Raw genomic sequence first — 18047 nt, forward strand, 5'->3', positions numbered from 1 at the left:
GTGTGCCGTGGTATGCGTTATTTTCCGTAAATAAAAATACGCTTAAAGTAGGCTTAAGGTTTACTTATGGTTCGCAGCAGCTACTCTGCACATCTGATTTATCGAATTAGAGTTCCTTGACTTAAAGCCAACCCCACTTTAGTAAAACTTATCGTGAATAGAAATAAAATTAGCAGAACTGCTTGTATGGTTGATGCGAATGAGGCTGTTGCTTCCGTTGCATACCGCGCCTCAGAGGTCATCGCCATTTACCCTATTACCCCCTCGACCAGTATGGGCGAAGTCTGCGACGAGTGGGCTGCCGCCAATCGACCGAACATTTGGAGTGATGTGCCTGAAGTGGTGCAATTACAGTCCGAGGCGGGCGTAGCAGGTGCACTGCATGGTGCGCTACAAACGGGGGCGTTATCGACGACGTTTACGGCCTCGCAGGGCTTGTTGCTGATGATCCCAAATATGTATAAAATTGCGGGAGAGTTGACGCCGTTTTGTATGCATGTGAGTGCGCGTGCGTTGGCAACACACGCATTATCGATTTTTGGTGATCACTCAGATGTGATGGCCTGCCGCCAAACAGGATTTGCGATGTTGGCCTCAAATAGTGTGCAGGAGGCTGCGGATATCGCGCTGATTGCACATGCTGCGACTCTGAAGTGCCGTGTGCCGTTTATGCACTTCTTTGATGGTTTCCGCACATCGCATGAGATCAACCAAGCGGAGGTCATTGATGATGCGACTATTGATGCCATGATCGACCCTGAGGCGATTGCACGCATCCGTGCGAACTGTTTATCACCCGATCATCCTACGATTCGCGGCACAGCGCAAAACCCGGATGTATTTTTCCAAGCACGTGAAGCGAGTAACCCATTCTATGATGCATGTGCGGATACCGTCGAAGCAGAGATGGATAAATTTGCTGAGCTGACTGGGCGCAAGTATTCGCTGTATGAATACGAAGGGCCAGAAGATGCTGAAGAGCTGGTAATCATCATGTGCTCAGGCTCAGAGACGGTTACGCAGACTGCGGATTATTTAAACGCGAATGGTCGTAAAGTGGGTGTGTTAAAGATTCGCCTCTACCGTCCATTGGATCTGAAACGCTTCATGGCTGCGATTCCGCAGAGTGTGCGTCATATTGCAGTATTGGATCGTTGTAAGGAGCCAGGTGCGATGGGTGAGCCATTACTCGTTGAGACAATGGCTGCGGTTGAAGAAGCGCGTCAATCGGGCATCGTTGCAGATTCGTTCTGCCCGACAATCATCGGCGGTCGCTATGGTTTAGGCTCGAAAGACTTTACGCCAGCAATGGCGAAGGCTGTGTTTGATGAGTTGCTTGAAACCAAGCCGAAGCGCCGCTTTACCGTCGGCATCAATGACGATGTCACTGGGCTCTCGCTCACAGTGGATACGGACTTTGACTTAGAAAAAGATGATGTGATCCGCGCTGTCTTTTTCGGTCTTGGTTCGGATGGCACCGTGGGTGCCAATAAGAATACGATTAAGATCATCGGTGAAGAGACCGACAATTTTGCGCAAGGTTACTTTGTATATGATTCGAAGAAATCCGGCGCAGTCACGATTTCGCATTTACGTTTCGGCCCTGAGCCGATCCGTGCGCCGTATTTGATTCAAAATGCAAGTTTTGTTGGCTGTCACCAAGCGCAGTTCTTGGATCAATACGATGTGCTCGATTATGCGGCACCAGGAGCAGTGTTCTTGCTGAACTCGATTCATTCGGCAGACACGGTTTGGAGCCAGTTGCCGCGCACCGTGCAAGCTGCGATCATTGAGAAGCAGCTGAAATTTTATGTGATCGATGGCTATGCCGTGGCGCGTGCCGCAGGTATGGGTGGACGCATTAACACGATCATGCAGACCTGTTTCTTCGCGATTTCAGGTGTGCTGCCACGTGATGCTGCGATTGAGCAGATCAAAGGTGCAATTGAGAAGACTTACGGCAAGAAGGGGGCGGACGTGGTGCAGAAGAATTTCGCTGCAGTCGACCAGACGCTTGCTTCATTGAATGAAGTCGAGGTGCCTACGGTTGTTTCTTCTGAATTGGAGTTGCCGCCAGTGGTGCCTACCGAGGCTCCAGACTTCGTGCAGCATGTGACTTCGGTGATGCTGCAGAATAAGGGTGATCAATTGCCTGTCAGTGTCTTCCGTCCCGACGGCGTGTGGGATGTTGGCACCAGTAAGTGGGAGAAGCGCAATATTGCACAGGAAATTCCGATCTGGGATCCGGCGGTTTGTATCCAATGTAATAAGTGTGTGCAGGCTTGTCCGCACGCTGCGATTCGTTCGAATTTCTACGATCCTGCTGAGCTGGACGGCGCACCAGATTGTTTCCGCTCTGTTGATTTCAAGGTGCGTAATTTCCCTGATAAGAAATTCACCATCCAAGTGGCACCAGAGGACTGCACTGGCTGTTCGCTTTGTGTGGCAGTCTGCCCTGCGAAGAACAAGAGCAACCCACGCGAGAAAGCGATCAACATGCGCACGCAAGCGCCGTTGTTGGACGAAGAGCGCGAGAGTTACAAGTTCTTCCTCGATTTGCCACATCCAGACCGCGCTACGCTGAAGGATGATGTGAAATTCACCCAGTTCAAGGAGCCGTTGTTTGAATACTCTGGTGCCTGCGCGGGTTGCGGTGAGACGCCGTATTTAAAGATGCTGACGCAGATTTGCGGAGACCGTTTGTTGATGGCGAATGCCACCGGTTGCTCGTCGATCTATGGCGGTAATTTGCCGACGACACCTTACACCTGTAATAGCGAAGGACGCGGGCCAGCTTGGGCGAACTCACTGTTTGAGGACAATGCTGAGTTTGGTCTCGGGATGCGTGTCGCAGTCGATAAGCAGTCTGTCATTGCCCGTGATATGCTCAGTCAGTTTAGCGGTCAGTTAGATGCTGCGCTTGTTGCGGCACTACTTGAGGCCGATCAATCGGATGAAGCCGGAATCGCTGCACAGCGTGAGCGTGTGGATCAACTCAAGAGTGTTCTAGTGACCATCGAAGGTGTTGCTGCAAAGCGATTGCTCGATTTGGCTGATTATCTAGTCGAGAAGTCTGTCTGGATTATCGGCGGTGATGGTTGGGCCTATGATATCGGATTTGGCGGTGTCGATCACGTGCTCTCGTCTGGGCGCAATGTGAATATCATGGTGCTTGATACCGAGGTGTATTCCAACACTGGCGGGCAGGCAAGTAAGTCGACTCCGATTGGTGCGATTGCGAAGTTCGCCGCGTCTGGTAAGGCTGTCGGTAAGAAGGATCTTGGCATGATCGCTATGAATTATGGCAATGTCTATGTGGCACGTGTCGCGATGGGCGCAAAGGATACGCAGACGGTCAACGCGATCTACGAAGCGATGCGCCATCCTGGGCCATCACTGATTATCGCATACAGCCACTGTATCGCTCATGGTTATAATATGGCGCAAGGCATGGAGCAGCAGAAGCTGGCAGTCAGCACTGGCTCGTGGCCGTTGTATCGTTTCGATCCACAACGTGGAGAGTCGGGACTGAATCCACTCAAGCTGGATTCGCGTCCACCGAAGGAGCCGCTTTACACCTATACGGATAATGAGGCACGCTTCCGGATGTTGAAGATGAAAGATCCCGAACGCGCGAAGGAACTTGGCCGCATGGCTCAGGACTTTGTTAATGAGCGCTATGCGCTTCACGAACGTCTCGCTACGCCTTATCCGAAACCTGAAGAGGAGAGCGACGACGCTTAATCCGACAGTATACTTTCCAACACAGCCTTTGTTATGAATCTCGAAACAGAATACCTCGGTCTTAAACTCAAACATCCACTTATCGTCGGCGCATCTCCGTTGGCAGATGACCTCGATAAAGTGCGCAAACTCGAAGATTCGGGTGCCGCTGCGATTACAATGTATTCACTCTTTGAAGAGCAGATCACGCAGAACATGCTCGGCTCTGAGGCGCACATCGGAGCGTATGAGAATTCCTTTGCAGAAGCGGCCTCGTATTTCCCAGAAGTGAACCAGCTTTTGGAGCGCGATGTGGAGGCTTATTTGGAGCAGCTACAGAAGGTGAAGTCTGCTGTGGAAGTGCCCGTCATCGCGTCGCTTAACGGCACGCGCGAAGGCGAGTGGGTTACGTATGCGAGTCTGATGGAGCAATCGGGTGCGGACGCATTGGAGTTGAACCTGTATTTTCTGGCGACAGATTTAGAAGAGAGTGCGTCAGTGCTGGAAGACCGCTGCCTCCGAATCGTCGAAGCCGTAAGGTCGCGAATCTCCATTCCATTGACGGTGAAATTGTCACCAAATTTTACGGCACTGCCTCATTTTGCAAACCGTCTCTGCGCGGCAAAAGTGGATGGTTTGGTGCTGTTTAATCGCTTTTATCAGCCGGACTTCGATATTGAAGACCTCAGCGTGCGGCCTTCGCTCGACCTCTCGTTCTCGAATGAATTGCGTCAGCGCTTACGTTGGTTGGCCTTACTGAGTGACCGCATCTCCTGTGACCTGTCAGTGTCGGGCGGGGTGCATACAGGAGTGGATGCAGTGAAGGCAATCATGGCTGGAGCGAATTCTGTGCAAATGGTTTCGACGCTGTTGATTAATGGGCCGGCTCGTATTGCTGATATATTCACTGAAATGGAGCAATGGATGACTGAGCATGAGTATGAATCAGTGGATCAGATGCGTGGGTGCATGAATTATAATCGTGCGCCAGACCCAGAGGCCTTGGAGCGTGCGAATTACATGCGTGTGCTGAAGAGTTGGCGGCCGAAACATTGATCAGGTGATTGGGGCACCTCTTTATGCGTCTCAACTCATTTGAAATCTATGGTTATCTGTTCAGTCAGAAATAGGTAAAGCTAGAAGATCTGTGGCGATCACGATCGGAGCGCTGTCTCAAAATTACTGGGGTCTAAGTAAATTAGTTGTGTGACTGCGACGCTCTTAATCTTATGCTTCATTATGAAGTAAAGGTTGAGGTGATGGAGTCCTAAAATATTCTACTTCTGAGATTGTTGACTTACGTGCATATCGCAGCGTGTCAGCGACTCGCACCCCAAGCACGCCTCATCTTGATAGGACAGTCCTAACAGGCTTCGCTCGCTATGTCCGTCAAAAACTTACCATAAGCGTTACACTCTTGAGCATCGGATTCCGATACTGCATCTGCCCTTCTTCCAGAAATAGCTAAAGTGTGCTATATTTGTTGTGTGCCCTGCAGTTACAACTTGAACTTCCCGTCCATCTCGTGACAAGTCTAGGTATAGAAAATTATGTGCGTGATGATTATTGAAGTATTGCTGAAGCGATCCTGAGCGTTCAAAGTTCCAATTTAAATTTTAATAATGATACAAGATACATCCGATAGATATTCTGCAGAGGAGTGGGAGCACCTGCGTCAGCGTTTTTTAAATTCGATCTTGATCGATACCGAAATCGCAATTCTAGGTCAGAATGCCAGTATTACTTGGCCTTTTAAGGGGAGTGATGAAACCCCCTCGAAGTATATCGAATATGACTTCGAGGAGCTCCAGTCTGTGCCTGGTCTCGTCGGTAAGATGAGCCGTATTAAGAAGTTGATGGACATCCTGCGCGAAACATTGGCATTTGATGATCCTTTTTCTGATATGGCGGATACTGTCGAGGTGGGGAGCGAGATCGATGATGCGTTTGAGCGGATTCTTGAGAAGTTGGAGATTCCTGAGAACTATCCTGCTGAGTTTATTCACTTTTCGCCTGAAACTAAAGAGCTGTTAAAGGCAGAGGGCATCGAAACTCTGATTCAAGCAATCCATTATGGCCAAGATATGTCACCTAGTATGTTGCTTGGCGGCGATCTGAAGTCCTTCCTTAATGGTTTGGCTCTTGTAGATGAGCCAAGTATCGTAAAGCACCTTCCGTATCGTCGGACAGAGCGCAACCTACACCTTGCTGAAGCCGTGGGGCTGATTGCCCGTGACCTCGATCAGCCGATTCAACTTGAGTTACTTAGCCAAGCGGGGGTTGCTTTGACAGATGACGAAGAAATGTTACGCAAGCGTGCGGGGCAAGATATCGTAGATACCGCTTTAAAGCAGGCGATGGTTCATTTTGATGCGCTCTGCGCGTGGTTCACTAAAGAGGCCGCAGATCTTGAGCAAGTTTGCAAGACGAGTGGTGAGGTGGAGCGCTATTTCATTGCGATTAACGAGCCGCGCCGTGAGCGTGTTGCTGCTGTGTTAGCGCGGGCGAAATTCGGGATTCCTGCATCTGAGCGCCGCGGCTTTCTCGGTAAGATCTCTGGCATGTTTGGAGGCTAGGGTTCGTCGATGAACCATGGTTGTGTAGCGAGTCGTTAGAATGCTGGAGTTCGGAGCTGAACATGAGTGCTTTATGTCGTCTGTGCCTCTCGCTAAGTTGGCGGCAATTGACGTGGCTCTAAGCGCTGCACAACGAAAGCGTGGGAGTTTACTTGTTCCGCCGAGCTTAAGTTGGCACGATGTCGGGCCTTTGTTTCGCGAAGACCGCACGTGTGCAAATGCCTGTAAATACTGTTGAAGCTAGGTATCTGTCTTTGACGGCGAACCCCCAAAAAAGCTTCATCGTCGATTCGCGGGATAGCAGTTGAGGCTTACCGCACACTGGGACTCTCTGATTCAAAAATTGTGGTGCATGCGTCCTTCTGTTGGTTTGTAAGCATGAGCTGATCGAATGGCAGTAGAGCATGTCTTCGACAACGCAAAACAGGCTCTCTGCGAGAAGCCCGTGCCACAACGCAATTTAGCTTCGTTCCATCTCAGTGATTCACCGCCCAACGAGTCCGCTCTCTGTCATCGACGATGAGCCAAAAAAAAGGCCGCTCCATGAGGAGCGGCCTTTTGTGTGAAGTGAAGTCTAACTAAACGATTTCTTCCACGCCGACTTCGATACGCTTGCCGTTTACATTGAGGGCGTAGCGTTTTACTGGGCCACCGCTAGTAGGTGCTGCCGCTGCTGGAGTTGCTGCTGCTTTTGCGGCTGCAGCAGGGACGTCGACCTTGGCTGGCTTGTCCTTGTTTTTGAAGTGTGTTTCCAGCTGTTGTGGGAACATTGCGTAGATGACGCAGTGCTCGTCGTCGCTTGGCATATTCTTGTCTTGGAGCTCCTTGCGCAGGTCGTCCATGTGCTTGTGGACAGCCTTTGGAGATTCGACAGGACGGCAAGTGATCGGCTCTCTGTCTGACTGCTTGGAGGCGAGCTCTTGCAGTTCAGTTGAGACCTTCGCGGGTGTGCGACCGTAGTAGCCGAGTGCGATATCGGCAGCTTGTGGAGAGATCTTGTTCCAGCGGCCAAACTTGACGTTCAGGAAGGCCTGCATGCCGACGATTTGAGACGTTGGTGTCACGAGCGGGATCCAGCCGAGCGCTTCACGCACCACTGGGATTTCGCGGAAGACATCTTCGAACTTATCTTCCATCTTCTGCTCTTTGAGCTGTGTGCGGAAGTTCGAGAGCATGCCGCCTGGCACTTGGTATTCGAGTGTATCAGTATCGATAATCTCGTTGGTGTGACTTGTGAATGCGCTGAGCTCCTTATAAGGACCTTCCAAGTAGCTGCGGATGTCTTTAAGTGCTTTGTGCTGTGCTTCGCTGACATCAGGGCAACGTGCGTGTCCCTTGAGCATGGCGAGCATACGAGTCGTATCTGGTTGACCGGTGCCGTTGGCGAATGGTGAGACTGAAAGGTCAATCGCATCCACACCTGCATCGATCGCAGACATATAAGTGCTAGCACCTAGACCTGCTGTGTCGTGTGTGTGGATCCAAACTGGAATTTTCAGGGTCTTCTTCAGACCGTCGATGATCTCGAATGTCTCGATAGGAGCGATGAGACCGGCCATGTCCTTCAGCACGATGGCGTGGCAACCCATCTTTTGAAGTTCGAGACCCATTTCGATGAACTTTTTGGCAGAGTGGACGGGGCTGCTGGTAAAGCAGATCGTGCCGTGTGCCTGTGCGCCCGCTGCCCGGCAGGCATCGATCGCACATTTCATGTTACGCGTGTCATTGAGCGCGTCAAAAATACGGAAAATGTTCATTCCGTGCTGCGCACTTGTCTTAATGAAGGCGGTGACGACGTCATCTGGGAAGTGAGCATATTGCACGATATTTTGCCCGCGAAGCAGCATCATGTGCGGTGTCTTCGGGCAAGCCTTCTTCAATGCGTCGAGACGATCGAATGGGAATTCGTCAAGGAAGCGCAAACCGGAGTCGATGGTCGCACCGCCCCATGTTTCCAAGGCGCCGAAGCCCCAGTTGTCTAATTGCTCACAAACTGGGAGCATTTGTTCGGTCCGCATGCGTGTTGCTGCGAGACTTTGATGACCGTCACGGAGGACGTTGTTGTTAAGCTGGACTGATTTCATATAAACGTAGGATTAGCGGAACTTAATAGTGTGAGATGGCTCGTTGCAAGTTTTTTTGAAGATATTATCGATGATTCATGCTGCAATAGGCTGAATCGGTGCTCGATTTAGATCGATTCGTTTATGTGCTCAAATAGTTCATGTGCGTTGATTGGTTTGCTCATATAGTGCTGCATGCCGACTGCGATGCAGGCGTCTTGCACCTTGGGGGTGACATCAGCGGTAACGGCGATGATCGGGGTGTGCTGATTTGGGTTGTCGGTGTTACGGATGTGTATGGTGGCTTCCTTGCCGTTCATGATGGGCATGGCTAAGTCCATTAATATAACATCGAATGCTTGCTGGCTGCAGAGAGTGACGGCCTCTTTGCCATTTGCCACGTCTGTGACGTGGCCACCAAAAGATTCAATGTAAGCGCGGGCGATTAATCGATTATCAGATTGGTCATCAACGACTAAGACATTGCAGGGCTTTTCGAATACATTTGGGGCATTCAAGGTGCTGGGGTGACTGCGTTCGGCTGTTTCTGTCTTTAATTCCTTGAGCGGGAGATAAACGGTGAAGGTCGATCCGATACCGATAACGCTTTCAACTTCGATTTTGCCGCCTAATATTGTCAGGAGTTTTTTGCAAATGGCTAAGCCGAGGCCGAGGCCTTCATGTTTGCGAGTGTAGGAACTGTCTGCCTGACTAAATGCATCGAACAGCATTTGTTGGCTCTGCGCATCTATGCCGATGCCTGTGTCGGAGACTGATATGATGAAGGTCTGATCTTCGGTCACAGATCGCTTTAGGGATACCGTAATACTACCTTCGTGGGTGTATTTGCAGGCATTATTGATCAGGTTGTCGAGTATCCGACGCAGCATCATTAGATCGCTTTCGACGGTAAAGTCGTCAGGAGAATCTTCCTTTGGAGCTTCGAAGTTCAGTTTGAGTGAGCCTGCAAAAGCTTTTGCATCGGAAACTGCAAGCTCGCAAAGATCAGTCAGGTTGAACGCCTCTGGGCTTGGTGCGACCTTACCGCCGTTGATGCGCATGTATTCTAAAATATCATCGATTAGACATAATTGTCGATTTGCTGCATTGATGATCGTATCAATATATTCGATTTCAGGTTCGGTGGTAATGCTCTGTCGTAGGATGTCTGCAAAGCCAATGATTGGATTCAAGGGGGTGCGCATTTCATGGCTCATGATGGCGAGAAACTCATCTTTGGCTCGACTGCCAGCTTCAGCGTCTTCCTTTGCTTTAACGAGGTCTTCCTTGGCTTCCTTTATCTTGGTGATGTCTTCGTATGTGCCGAGGACACCGATGATTGTATTTGTTTCATCACGTAGTGGAATTTTAGAAGTTTTGAGCCAGTTGATGCTGCCATCGGGGCGACCTTGAGGCTCTTCGAAATTGAGCTTAGAGCGTCCACTTTGCATGACCTCGGAGTCGTCGTCGCGAAACGCATCGGCTTGATCAGGCCAACCCATTTGATAATCTGTCAGTCCTTTCAATTCATCGGCGGACTGCTTGCCTGCGTCTTCTGCGAAGAGTTGGTTACCTCCTAGGTAGACGCTATTGATGTCCTTCCAGAACACACGCACAGGAATCGTATCGAGGATTTTTTGTAAGATACCCCTCGATTCGCTGAGCTTGGATTCGGCTCGTTTACGATCTGATATATCCATGGCGACTCCGAGGTAGCCAGTGAGTTTACCAGTTTTATTGTAGGTGGCCGTGATACTTAGTTTAACGGGGAACAGCTTGCCATCCTTAGACTTGTAAGTCCATTCGGGATGTTCTTTGCCGACCTCGAGCACTTTTTCCATGTATGCTGTAGGTGTTTTATCCTGAACGTTGTGGATTGCTAAACCTCGCTCTGTTAATTCTGACTCGATGTGAAATAAAAATGGAGTCGTTTTACCTATAATTTCATCCGCACCATAACCGAGCATATGTTCGGCTCCGGAGTTGAAGAGTGTAATGATTCCATTTTCGTTTGTTGCGATGACTGAGATTCCTGAGGTCGCATCAAATACGTTCTCTAGAATTTGGCGGTTTGCTTCGTTGGATGCTTCGGCCATTTTACGCTCAGTGATGTCTAAATGTGTGCCACTGATCCGCAGTGGCACGCCTTCGTCAGACCACTCGGTAATTTTACCACGTGCATTGACCCATTTCCATTCCCCGTTTTTGTGGCGTTGCCGGAACTCAACGTCATAATAGCTCAAGGTGCCTGATAAATGTTGCTCGATCTGTGTTTGAGCAACTTTTAGATCATCTGGGTGGAGTGTCTTCTCCCATGTCTTGCTGTTATGCGGTTGTAGCTCTTGCAGGGTATATCCTATGATTTCAGCCCAGCGTTCATTGAGCACTAGCTCGCTGGTTGTTAAGTCCCAATCCCAAGTGCCAGCTTCCGTGCCTTCGAGGATGTTTTGATTGCGTGTGCGTTCTTCCTTGGTGGACTGCGCGATTGAGTTACGTAAGGCTTCGACTTGCCTGCTTTCTTGGCGATTGAGGATACAGATTGCAACTAGTAGGAGCGGGAAGGCGACTGCTGCCGCTTTTAGCATTGTGACAATGACTACTTGCTTTGTTTCTTCTGGAGTCAGGGTCTCTCTTATTAAGAGGAATTCCGTCAGTCCTAGTAGGATAATTGCAAGGATTACCAGTGAACCAAGTGTTAGGAAGTGGCGTTTTGACGTAGGGTTCATTGAAAAATGTTAGCCTGTCATCATGCTTTTAGGTCAGGCATCAATAAGGACTTATCTATACTATTAGTGTATTGCTATAGGCAATTCTTATTAATGCGGTATGCATACTTTGCTGTATCGAATTACCACGATAAAAGAGTCGTTGATCTCTAGATTTCGCGCGAACCAACGTAGACACGTTCGACTCGTTTGGTGATGGAGCAGAGTGCTTCCCATGGGATGGTTCCTGCGGTTTCGCTGAAGGTTGTGGCAGTGATTTCGGCTCCGCCACTACGCCCAATCAGTATCGCGTGGTCGCCAGACTGGATGCACCCGTCTAGGTCTGTTACATCGACGATGGTTTGATCCATTGTCACGCGGCCAAGGATCGGACAGTGCTGCCCGTTGATTAGAACCGCACCGGCATTACTCAATTCGAGTGGAATGCCGTCGCCATAGCCTGCGGTGAGAACCGCGATACGAGTATCACGCGTTAAGCGATGGCTGCGACCGTAGCTAATGTCGGTGTCTACTGGCAGATCTTTGACGATACCGATGCGCGTATGGAAGCTGAATACTGGTTCAACTTCAACGCGACCTAGGACGGAGTCTGGGTATGGCGGTATCCCGAGTTGTAGCAGGCCGACTCGAACTGCATTAAACGGACTCTCGCCGCTTAATGAATTGAGGCTCGCTGAATTGTCTGCGTGGATTAGCAGACCTGTGGTATCAGTCTGTTCGAGCACGGCTAGGAATCGGTCGCGCTGAAGTCGTGTGAAAGCGCGGTCGCTATCAGCACTGGAAAAGTGTGTATAAATTCCTTTCAGAGAGAGGTGTGGAAGGTTCTTGACGATGTCGAGTAGGGCAAGTGCCTCTTCGTGCCAGACGCCGAGTCGCCCCATGCCTGTATCAATTTTCAGGTGTATTTGAATCGAGGTGCCGCGTTTTTCAGCTAGGGCGTTAAAGCGTTCGGCTTCTTCGCGTGTGCTAACCGTGCCGATTAAGTCGTAGTCGACCAGGTCGTTGTCTTCTTCCGGCAGCAGGGGACTGAGGACTAGAATGGGCCAACCTTTGCCCATGTGGCGGATGTCGGCGGCTTCGTGCACGTTGGCGACTGCGAAATAATCGACGCCGCTCTGCATGAGTCGACGCACCATTTGTGGCATGCCATGGCCATAGGCATCTGCTTTGACGACGGAGACGTAGCGCACACCTGATGGTAGCGCGGCTTGAATGCGTTTCAAGTTGCGTTCAAATGCGGCGAGATCGATCTCCGCCCAACAGCGATGTGGTAAATTCGTAATGTTAAAATATAGAATTAAGGTTGTGGAGTCGGTGCGCGGTGCCGTTCGGGTGTCCATTTCTGGAATACATTGATGCCTGATGCATACAGTTCGACGCCTGTGGTCGGCTTGAGTTGGTCGAGCGCTTCAGCTAAGCGCTGAGGGCAATATTCGACGGTGCTGGCGCCAACAGGCGGCTTTTGCCAGCCCTTGCGTTGGGGCAGGTGGTAAAGTGGGCCAGTCCAGCCGGCGATCATGGCATCGTCGGCGACTTCCGTTGAGCCAGGTTCACCTTGGTTGATTTTGACGGCATTCCACGCGCCTTTTTTCCAATCAGAGACGAGTAGTGCGTTGTCGATCCCTGGTGTATCCGCGCAGATGAGTGCGGCAGTGAGCTGCAGACTATTGTAAGCGTAGTAGTGCGCGGATTCGGGGTGCAGGCGGCTCCATGTCTCAATCGCCATTGCGCAAAGTCGTAAGCCTAAGACGGAGCCAGGGCCTTCGCAGTAGATGAAGCTGCGTAAGTCGGAGAGCGAGATCTGCGCGGTTACGAGCGTGGCTTCGACCGCAGGAAAGAGGCTTTCGAGTGGTGTGCCATCGAACTCGGACTTGGAGAGCCAGTTCCCGTCTTGGTCTAGCACGCCAGCGAATACGGCAGAGCCACTACCGTCGATGACGAGTGTGGGTGCTTTGGGCGGAGTCGTTGCTGGATTGGGTGTCATTGACCGTATCGGAACTGAAACAATGGAGGCTGGCAAGTTGAGAGTGGGGTGGTGACACTGAAGGTTGTCGATCGTGCAGAAGTTCAAATTGAGTTGTTTTAGTTGCCACGCGCGACCTAGACTCTCTGTTCTACCCTTTGATTGATTATGACGACTCCAAGTAACCTAGTTCTCATCGGTATGCCTAGCTGCGGTAAAAGCACTTTAGGCGTCTTACTCGCGAAGCATTTAACAATGAGCTTCATGGATACCGATTTGGTGATTCAGGCTGAAGTCGATATGCGCCTACAGGAATATCAACAATCCCAGGGGATGGCAGGTTTCCGTGCACTAGAGGAGCGTGTCTTATGCTCGGTCGAGTGTGAGCGCACAGTGATCGCTACGGGTGGGAGTGCTGTCTATTACCCTGCGGCAATGGCACACTTGAAGGCACTTGGGCGTGTGGTGTTTTTGGATGTATCGTTTGAGGTGGTGCGCGCTCGAATTGGCGACCTAGCCGAGCGTGGGGTCGTATTTGAACCAGGTATGACATTTGAGGAGCTGTTATCCACTCGCCAGTCGTTGTATCATCAGTATGCAGATTGTGTGGTCGATTGTGGATGCAAACCCTTGCATGAACTGGTTCATGAAGTCGCTGGACTTATGACTAGCTTTTAGTTCGTCGCATCGCTTGGTGTTCACACAAAAAAAGCTGCTAGCGCGAGGCCAGCAGCTTCTTTGTAAAATGATGTTAGACGATAGGATGTCTATTTAAAGAATGCAGCGAGTGCTTCATTGACGGCTGATTTAACGCGTGCATTGCGTTCGTCGACGTTCAGATATGTGAGGATCTCACGCTTGGCGAAGTCTCTGTAGATGAGGTCGCCGGTGTTTTTGTCGATAATGTCGATAATCAGTGCACCTTGCTCGAAGCTGCCTGGTAGGTCTTTCTTTAACATGCGGCGATGTGCCTCACTTAGGATGTCCGAGCCAGAGTTAATGTAATAATTACTGATAGCAGTGGTGACGGCGGTAGTTTGAGTGACCACTAGGTAGGCGACGATCAGTTCGGCATCTTCGGGTGAGCGTTTGAGGCCATGCGCTTGTAGTTCGCGGGCCAGTTCGTCTTGGATGATTTTATTTACCTCGTCTTCGCGGTTGGCGAAGTTGGGGTCGGAGGGGCCATCCCGATACAGGCGATACGTGGTATAGCCTTTGCTTGAGCCTTTGGGTAATTCGACTTTTCCGGTGGTGGAGCAACCGCTGAGTAGTGCGATGCCAAGGCAGAGTGAAAGTAGAGCGAGGATTTTTTTCATATGTCGGTGTTGTGGGTTAATTTTGTGAGAGTTATAGAGTTTAAAAATATTTTGTAAAGACGCGTGAGTGACTTCTTGTCCACTCTGTCAATGTTACTGCCCCATCGGGACGGAAGAGTGGTTCATTATGTAGAGCATTAACAAGCTAAAGCCGTTGAAGCAGGCGTGGAAGCACATCGGCACGAGTATGTTGCCCGAGCGTTCATAGACACGTGCCAATAATACGCCGACTACCACTAAAGGGAGGAATGACATGAGATTCGCATGCATGAGTGCGAAGATGGCACCGCTAATGATTTGTGCGGGCAGTCTCGTGGTTTGGCTTTTGAGGAAGCGATAGATTCCGCCGCGAAAAATTGTCTCTTCGGCCAATGGTGCTAGTATGACAGCGCAAATGACTAGCAGTGTGATTGCGACCGGATCGCCGCCGTTAGTAAATAATTTGATGAGCTCTTGTGGAGGGAATTCATCAATGATGCCATAGCGTTGTAGAACCGTGAGTAGACCTGACCAGGTGAAGCTCACGATCCAAATAATAGGTAGATACCGTATGAATAAGGGGAGCGCTTGAGCCAACACTTGCCTGAGCGACAGGACATGCACGTTGAGTCGACCAGCAAAGTGCTCGGGATAGAACTTACGCAAGCCATAGAAGGTTGCGAGCAATGGGAGCTGTAAGAGTAGCACTGCGGCGACTGCCATCCAGGGTGTCAGCTCTGGTTTTTCGGCGCTGGACGGCTCTTCGATACTTTCAGTGTCGGTCCTACTTGTTTCGATGACTTCGCGCGAGATCTCAATGGGCGAAGTCGCACTCGAATGGTCCGCGAGTTGGAGCATTGCGCCAGCAAATAGCTGCGCGATGACCACACTGATGACTATCGCACATAAGAAAATTCCGAAGTTAATCCAGCCGATGGTCCATGCGGGGACATTTGCTTCGCACTCAAAGTTGAGTTTCGGGCGCTGAAAATGCGCGATCCATAAGGCCGCACTACCGCCTAGGATTCCCAGGAAGATCAATCCCGCGAGTGTCGCGGCGGCGTCCAATTCTACGGGCATCTTCTAGGCAGAGATGGATTGTCCGTAGAACACTGGTTTCCCGTCGACATAGGTCGCTTTGATTGCACCTTTCAGGTCCTGACCATGCCACGGGCAATTTCGTGATTTACTGAGAAACTGATTCGCATCGACTCGCCGCTCTTCGTCGGGGTTGAATATGCAAATGTCTGCTGGCACTCCGCCGCTAAGTGTGCCGGCGTCTAGCTTACATATGGCTGCCGCTTTATTCGTCATCAATGCCACGACTTCACTTAGGCCCAGTTTGCCACTGTGATACAGTGCGGTGAGCGATGCTGCGAGCGATGTTTCGAGGCCTATGATGCCGAACGGAGCGATGTCGAACTCGCAGTCCTTTTCTGTGGCGTTGTGTGGCGCGTGGTCGGAGGCGATGCAGTCCAACGTGCCATCTTTGAGGCCATCAATAATTGCTTGGCGATCCACTTCAGTGCGCAATGGCGGGTTGACTTTAAAGTTAGTGTCGTAGTCGTGCAGATCGGCGTCGATAAACGAGAAGTGGTGTGGGCAGGCTTCGGCAGTGACTGGAGCATTGCGCTCTTTTGCGCGTCGAATGATATCGATCGAAGTCGCTGAGCTGACATGCTGCATATGTATACGAGCACCAGTGAGTTCTGCCAGCAGCACATTGCGCGCGACCATGATATCTTCAGCAAATTTAGGCCAACCGCGTAGGCCGAGTCGGAGTGACCATTCACCCTCATTCATCACTGCGCCTTCGGTTTGTGTCTCGTCTTGGCAGTGATCCATGATGGTGAGGTCGAACATTTTGGCATATTCCACTGCACGGCGCATGATTTCGTTGCTTTGCACGCACTTACCATTGTCAGTCATTGCGACAACGCCGGCCTTTTTTAGCTGACCGGTTGGGGCGAGGCGTTCGCCCTCCATGCCGAGTGTTAGGCAGCCAGTAGGATAAACGTTAATCAGTGCATCGCGAGCGACTTTGTCGATGATGCGTTGAATGGTGCCGGCATTATCACACACTGGACTCGTGTTGGGCATGCAGACCACTGAGGTGAACCCACCGGCCGCTGCGGCTTGAGTGCCCGTGAGGATGCTTTCCTTATGCGTTTGTCCAGGGTCGCGAAAATGGACGTGTATATCAACTAGGCCTGGAGCGACGACGAGGCCAGTCGCATCGATCTTTTTGGCGAATTGTTTTTGATCGCCGGTGAGAATGTCAGAGATTTTTCCGTCGATTATATAGACGTCGCCGATGGCATCGCGATTATTTGCGGGGTCGATTACGCGACCTCCAGAGATCCAAAGTATGTCAGGCATGTGGAGAAATATTGAAGAATGAAACAGTCCGCGACTACGCGTTTATATGTTTAGGCAGGGAGCTCGATGGGCTTGTTTTTGTAAGCGCAGCTACACAGGTGTAGGACGGCCATGCGCACGACGATGCCATTTGTGACTTGTTGCAAGATCACAGAGCGCTCCGAATCAGCGACTTCCGAATCGATCTCAACACCGCGGTTGATCGGGCCCGGGTGCATGATGATGGCGTCTGGCTTAAGCCATTTGACGCGCTCGTTGTTGAGGCCGAACATGCTGGTGTATTCGCCCAGCGAAGGGAAGTGTGTCGAACTTTGGCGCTCATGCTGAATGCGTAGCAGCATGACTGCGTCTGCATCTTGCAGTGCTTCGCGTAGGTTATGGCTGACCTTTGCGCCCATCGCTTCAAATCCTTTGGGCACCAGTGTGCTTGGCCCAGCGATGGTGACCTCTGCGCCCAGTTTTTGCAGGCAAATGATATTTGAGCGCGCGACGCGGCTAAATAGGATGTCACCTAGAATCGTGACTTTCTTACCATCTAGACTGCCAAATTTTTCTAGTAGTGTGAAGGAATCGAGTAGGGCTTGTGTCGGGTGTGAGTGCGAACCGTCGCCAGCGTTGATCACTGGGATGTCGACGACCTTGCTCAAATAGTTGGGTGCGCCGGAGGCTGAGTGACGCATGATGATCATGTCTGCTTTGAGCGCAGCGATGTTTTGCGCGGTGTCACGCAGTGTTTCGCCCTTTGTCAGGCTACTGGCATTGCCAGTCATGGTGATAATATCTGCTCCGAGGCGTCCCGCAGCGACTTCGAAGGCGAGGCGTGTGCGTGTGCTCGGCTCAAGGAAAAGGTTCACGACTGTGCGACCGTCGAGATACGGCTGCTTTTTGTCATCTGCCTCCATCGCGCGTTTGAAGGCGGTGGCCGCAGTGAAGATCGTCTCAATTTCCTCTCTAGAGAGAGGTTCGATTCCGATCAGGTCTTTTCGGTTCCAAGTAAGGCTTTTGCTCATGTGTAAATTGGCTGGCACGCACACACACTGAGGCGCCTAGCTCCGAAAACCGAAATGTGAACCCCAAATTGCAAAGGGCAACGAGAAATATCAGAAAATGGGATTCGCTTGTTGGTATAAGGGATGGGGATTTGCTTAGAACGTATCGCAGATGTGACTGTTCTAGGAAGTCTGCCGCGGTGTAGAATTCCTGCTCTTTAGGCAAGTCTAAGTAGCGCGGTTAGGTTCAATCGAAAATAAAATTCAATTTTTTGAAAGTCGACTTGACTTTAGTCCAGTCGGATTACTTATTCCCCACCTTCTCATGTGAGA

12 protein-coding genes are annotated in these 18047 nt (G+C 50.8%); 4 read left to right on the forward strand and 8 right to left on the reverse strand.

Going from position 1 to position 18047, the window contains the following annotated elements; translation table 11 throughout:
* Positions 1–186: 186 nt before the first annotated feature.
* The 3 genes from nifJ (at position 187) to GZZ87_RS12420 (ending at position 6299) form a co-directional block, all read left to right on the forward strand.
* Positions 187–3744, forward strand: a complete 3558-nt coding sequence (gene nifJ / locus GZZ87_RS12410; RefSeq protein WP_162025257.1) for a pyruvate:ferredoxin (flavodoxin) oxidoreductase — start codon at positions 187–189, stop codon at positions 3742–3744.
* 33 nt (positions 3745–3777) lie between these two features.
* On the forward strand, positions 3778–4779 hold the full coding sequence (locus tag GZZ87_RS12415) for a dihydroorotate dehydrogenase-like protein (protein WP_162025036.1): 1002 nt from the start codon (positions 3778–3780) through the stop codon (positions 4777–4779).
* Between the two features lie 566 nt (positions 4780–5345).
* On the forward strand, positions 5346–6299 hold the full coding sequence (locus tag GZZ87_RS12420; protein ID WP_162025035.1) for a hypothetical protein: 954 nt from the start codon (positions 5346–5348) through the stop codon (positions 6297–6299).
* Positions 6300–6877: 578 nt separating this feature from the next.
* Here the strand turns inward: GZZ87_RS12420 and GZZ87_RS12425 are convergent.
* From GZZ87_RS12425 to GZZ87_RS12440, 4 genes are all read right to left on the reverse strand, one after another.
* Positions 6878–8383 (reverse strand): pyruvate carboxylase subunit B, encoded by a 1506-nt coding sequence (locus GZZ87_RS12425; RefSeq protein WP_162025034.1) that lies wholly within the window; start codon positions 8381–8383, stop codon positions 6878–6880.
* A 107-nt stretch (positions 8384–8490) separates the two neighbouring features.
* On the reverse strand, positions 8491–11088 hold the full coding sequence (locus tag GZZ87_RS12430) for a PAS domain S-box protein (protein ID WP_162025033.1): 2598 nt from the start codon (positions 11086–11088) through the stop codon (positions 8491–8493).
* A 149-nt stretch (positions 11089–11237) separates the two neighbouring features.
* Positions 11238–12428, reverse strand: a complete 1191-nt coding sequence (gene alr, locus GZZ87_RS12435; RefSeq protein ID WP_162025032.1) for an alanine racemase — start codon at positions 12426–12428, stop codon at positions 11238–11240.
* The gene (locus GZZ87_RS12440) at positions 12386–13072 is read right to left on the reverse strand and encodes a hypothetical protein (RefSeq protein ID WP_162025031.1); all 687 of its coding nucleotides are present in this window, start codon (positions 13070–13072) and stop codon (positions 12386–12388) included. Before GZZ87_RS12440 ends, alr begins: the two co-directional genes overlap by 43 nt.
* Positions 13073–13219: 147 nt before the next feature.
* On the opposite strand from GZZ87_RS12440, the gene GZZ87_RS12445 reads away from it, so the two are divergent.
* Positions 13220–13729 carry a shikimate kinase gene (locus tag GZZ87_RS12445; RefSeq protein WP_162025030.1) on the forward strand — a complete coding sequence of 170 codons (510 nt, stop codon included), beginning with the start codon at positions 13220–13222 and terminating at the stop codon, positions 13727–13729.
* Positions 13730–13818: 89 nt separating this feature from the next.
* On the opposite strand, the gene GZZ87_RS12450 is transcribed toward GZZ87_RS12445, so the two are convergent.
* The 4 genes from GZZ87_RS12450 to GZZ87_RS12465 form a co-directional block, all read right to left on the reverse strand.
* Positions 13819–14367: a DUF4136 domain-containing protein gene (locus tag GZZ87_RS12450; RefSeq protein ID WP_162025029.1), complete on the reverse strand. Its 549-nt coding sequence runs from the start codon at positions 14365–14367 to the stop codon at positions 13819–13821.
* Positions 14368–14460: 93 nt separating this feature from the next.
* Positions 14461–15426 carry a CPBP family intramembrane glutamic endopeptidase gene (locus GZZ87_RS12455; protein ID WP_162025028.1) on the reverse strand — a complete coding sequence of 322 codons (966 nt, stop codon included), beginning with the start codon at positions 15424–15426 and terminating at the stop codon, positions 14461–14463.
* Between the two features lie 3 nt (positions 15427–15429).
* On the reverse strand, positions 15430–16725 hold the full coding sequence (locus GZZ87_RS12460) for a dihydroorotase (RefSeq protein WP_178106553.1): 1296 nt from the start codon (positions 16723–16725) through the stop codon (positions 15430–15432).
* A 50-nt stretch (positions 16726–16775) separates the two neighbouring features.
* Positions 16776–17735, reverse strand: coding sequence for an aspartate carbamoyltransferase catalytic subunit (locus GZZ87_RS12465; RefSeq protein ID WP_162025027.1), 960 nt, complete (start codon positions 17733–17735; stop codon positions 16776–16778).
* Between the last annotated feature and the right edge of the window lie 312 nt (positions 17736–18047).

Source organism: Lentimonas sp. CC4, assembly GCF_902728235.1.
In the GTDB taxonomy this organism is placed as follows: domain Bacteria; phylum Verrucomicrobiota; class Verrucomicrobiia; order Opitutales; family Coraliomargaritaceae; genus Lentimonas.

Coding starts and splice junctions, on each gene's coding strand:
- nifJ (WP_162025257.1), top strand. CDS start 187: ATGGTTGATGCGAATGAGGCTGTTGCTTCCGTTGCATACCGCGCCTCA.
- GZZ87_RS12415 (WP_162025036.1), top strand. CDS start 3,778: ATGAATCTCGAAACAGAATACCTCGGTCTTAAACTCAAACATCCACTT.
- GZZ87_RS12420 (WP_162025035.1), top strand. CDS start 5,346: ATGATACAAGATACATCCGATAGATATTCTGCAGAGGAGTGGGAGCAC.
- GZZ87_RS12425 (WP_162025034.1), bottom strand. CDS start 8,383: ATGAAATCAGTCCAGCTTAACAACAACGTCCTCCGTGACGGTCATCAA.
- GZZ87_RS12430 (WP_162025033.1), bottom strand. CDS start 11,088: ATGAACCCTACGTCAAAACGCCACTTCCTAACACTTGGTTCACTGGTA.
- alr (WP_162025032.1), bottom strand. CDS start 12,428: ATGGACACCCGAACGGCACCGCGCACCGACTCCACAACCTTAATTCTA.
- GZZ87_RS12440 (WP_162025031.1), bottom strand. CDS start 13,072: ATGACACCCAATCCAGCAACGACTCCGCCCAAAGCACCCACACTCGTC.
- GZZ87_RS12445 (WP_162025030.1), top strand. CDS start 13,220: ATGACGACTCCAAGTAACCTAGTTCTCATCGGTATGCCTAGCTGCGGT.
- GZZ87_RS12450 (WP_162025029.1), bottom strand. CDS start 14,367: ATGAAAAAAATCCTCGCTCTACTTTCACTCTGCCTTGGCATCGCACTA.
- GZZ87_RS12455 (WP_162025028.1), bottom strand. CDS start 15,426: ATGCCCGTAGAATTGGACGCCGCCGCGACACTCGCGGGATTGATCTTC.
- GZZ87_RS12460 (WP_178106553.1), bottom strand. CDS start 16,725: ATGCCTGACATACTTTGGATCTCTGGAGGTCGCGTAATCGACCCCGCA.
- GZZ87_RS12465 (WP_162025027.1), bottom strand. CDS start 17,735: ATGAGCAAAAGCCTTACTTGGAACCGAAAAGACCTGATCGGAATCGAA.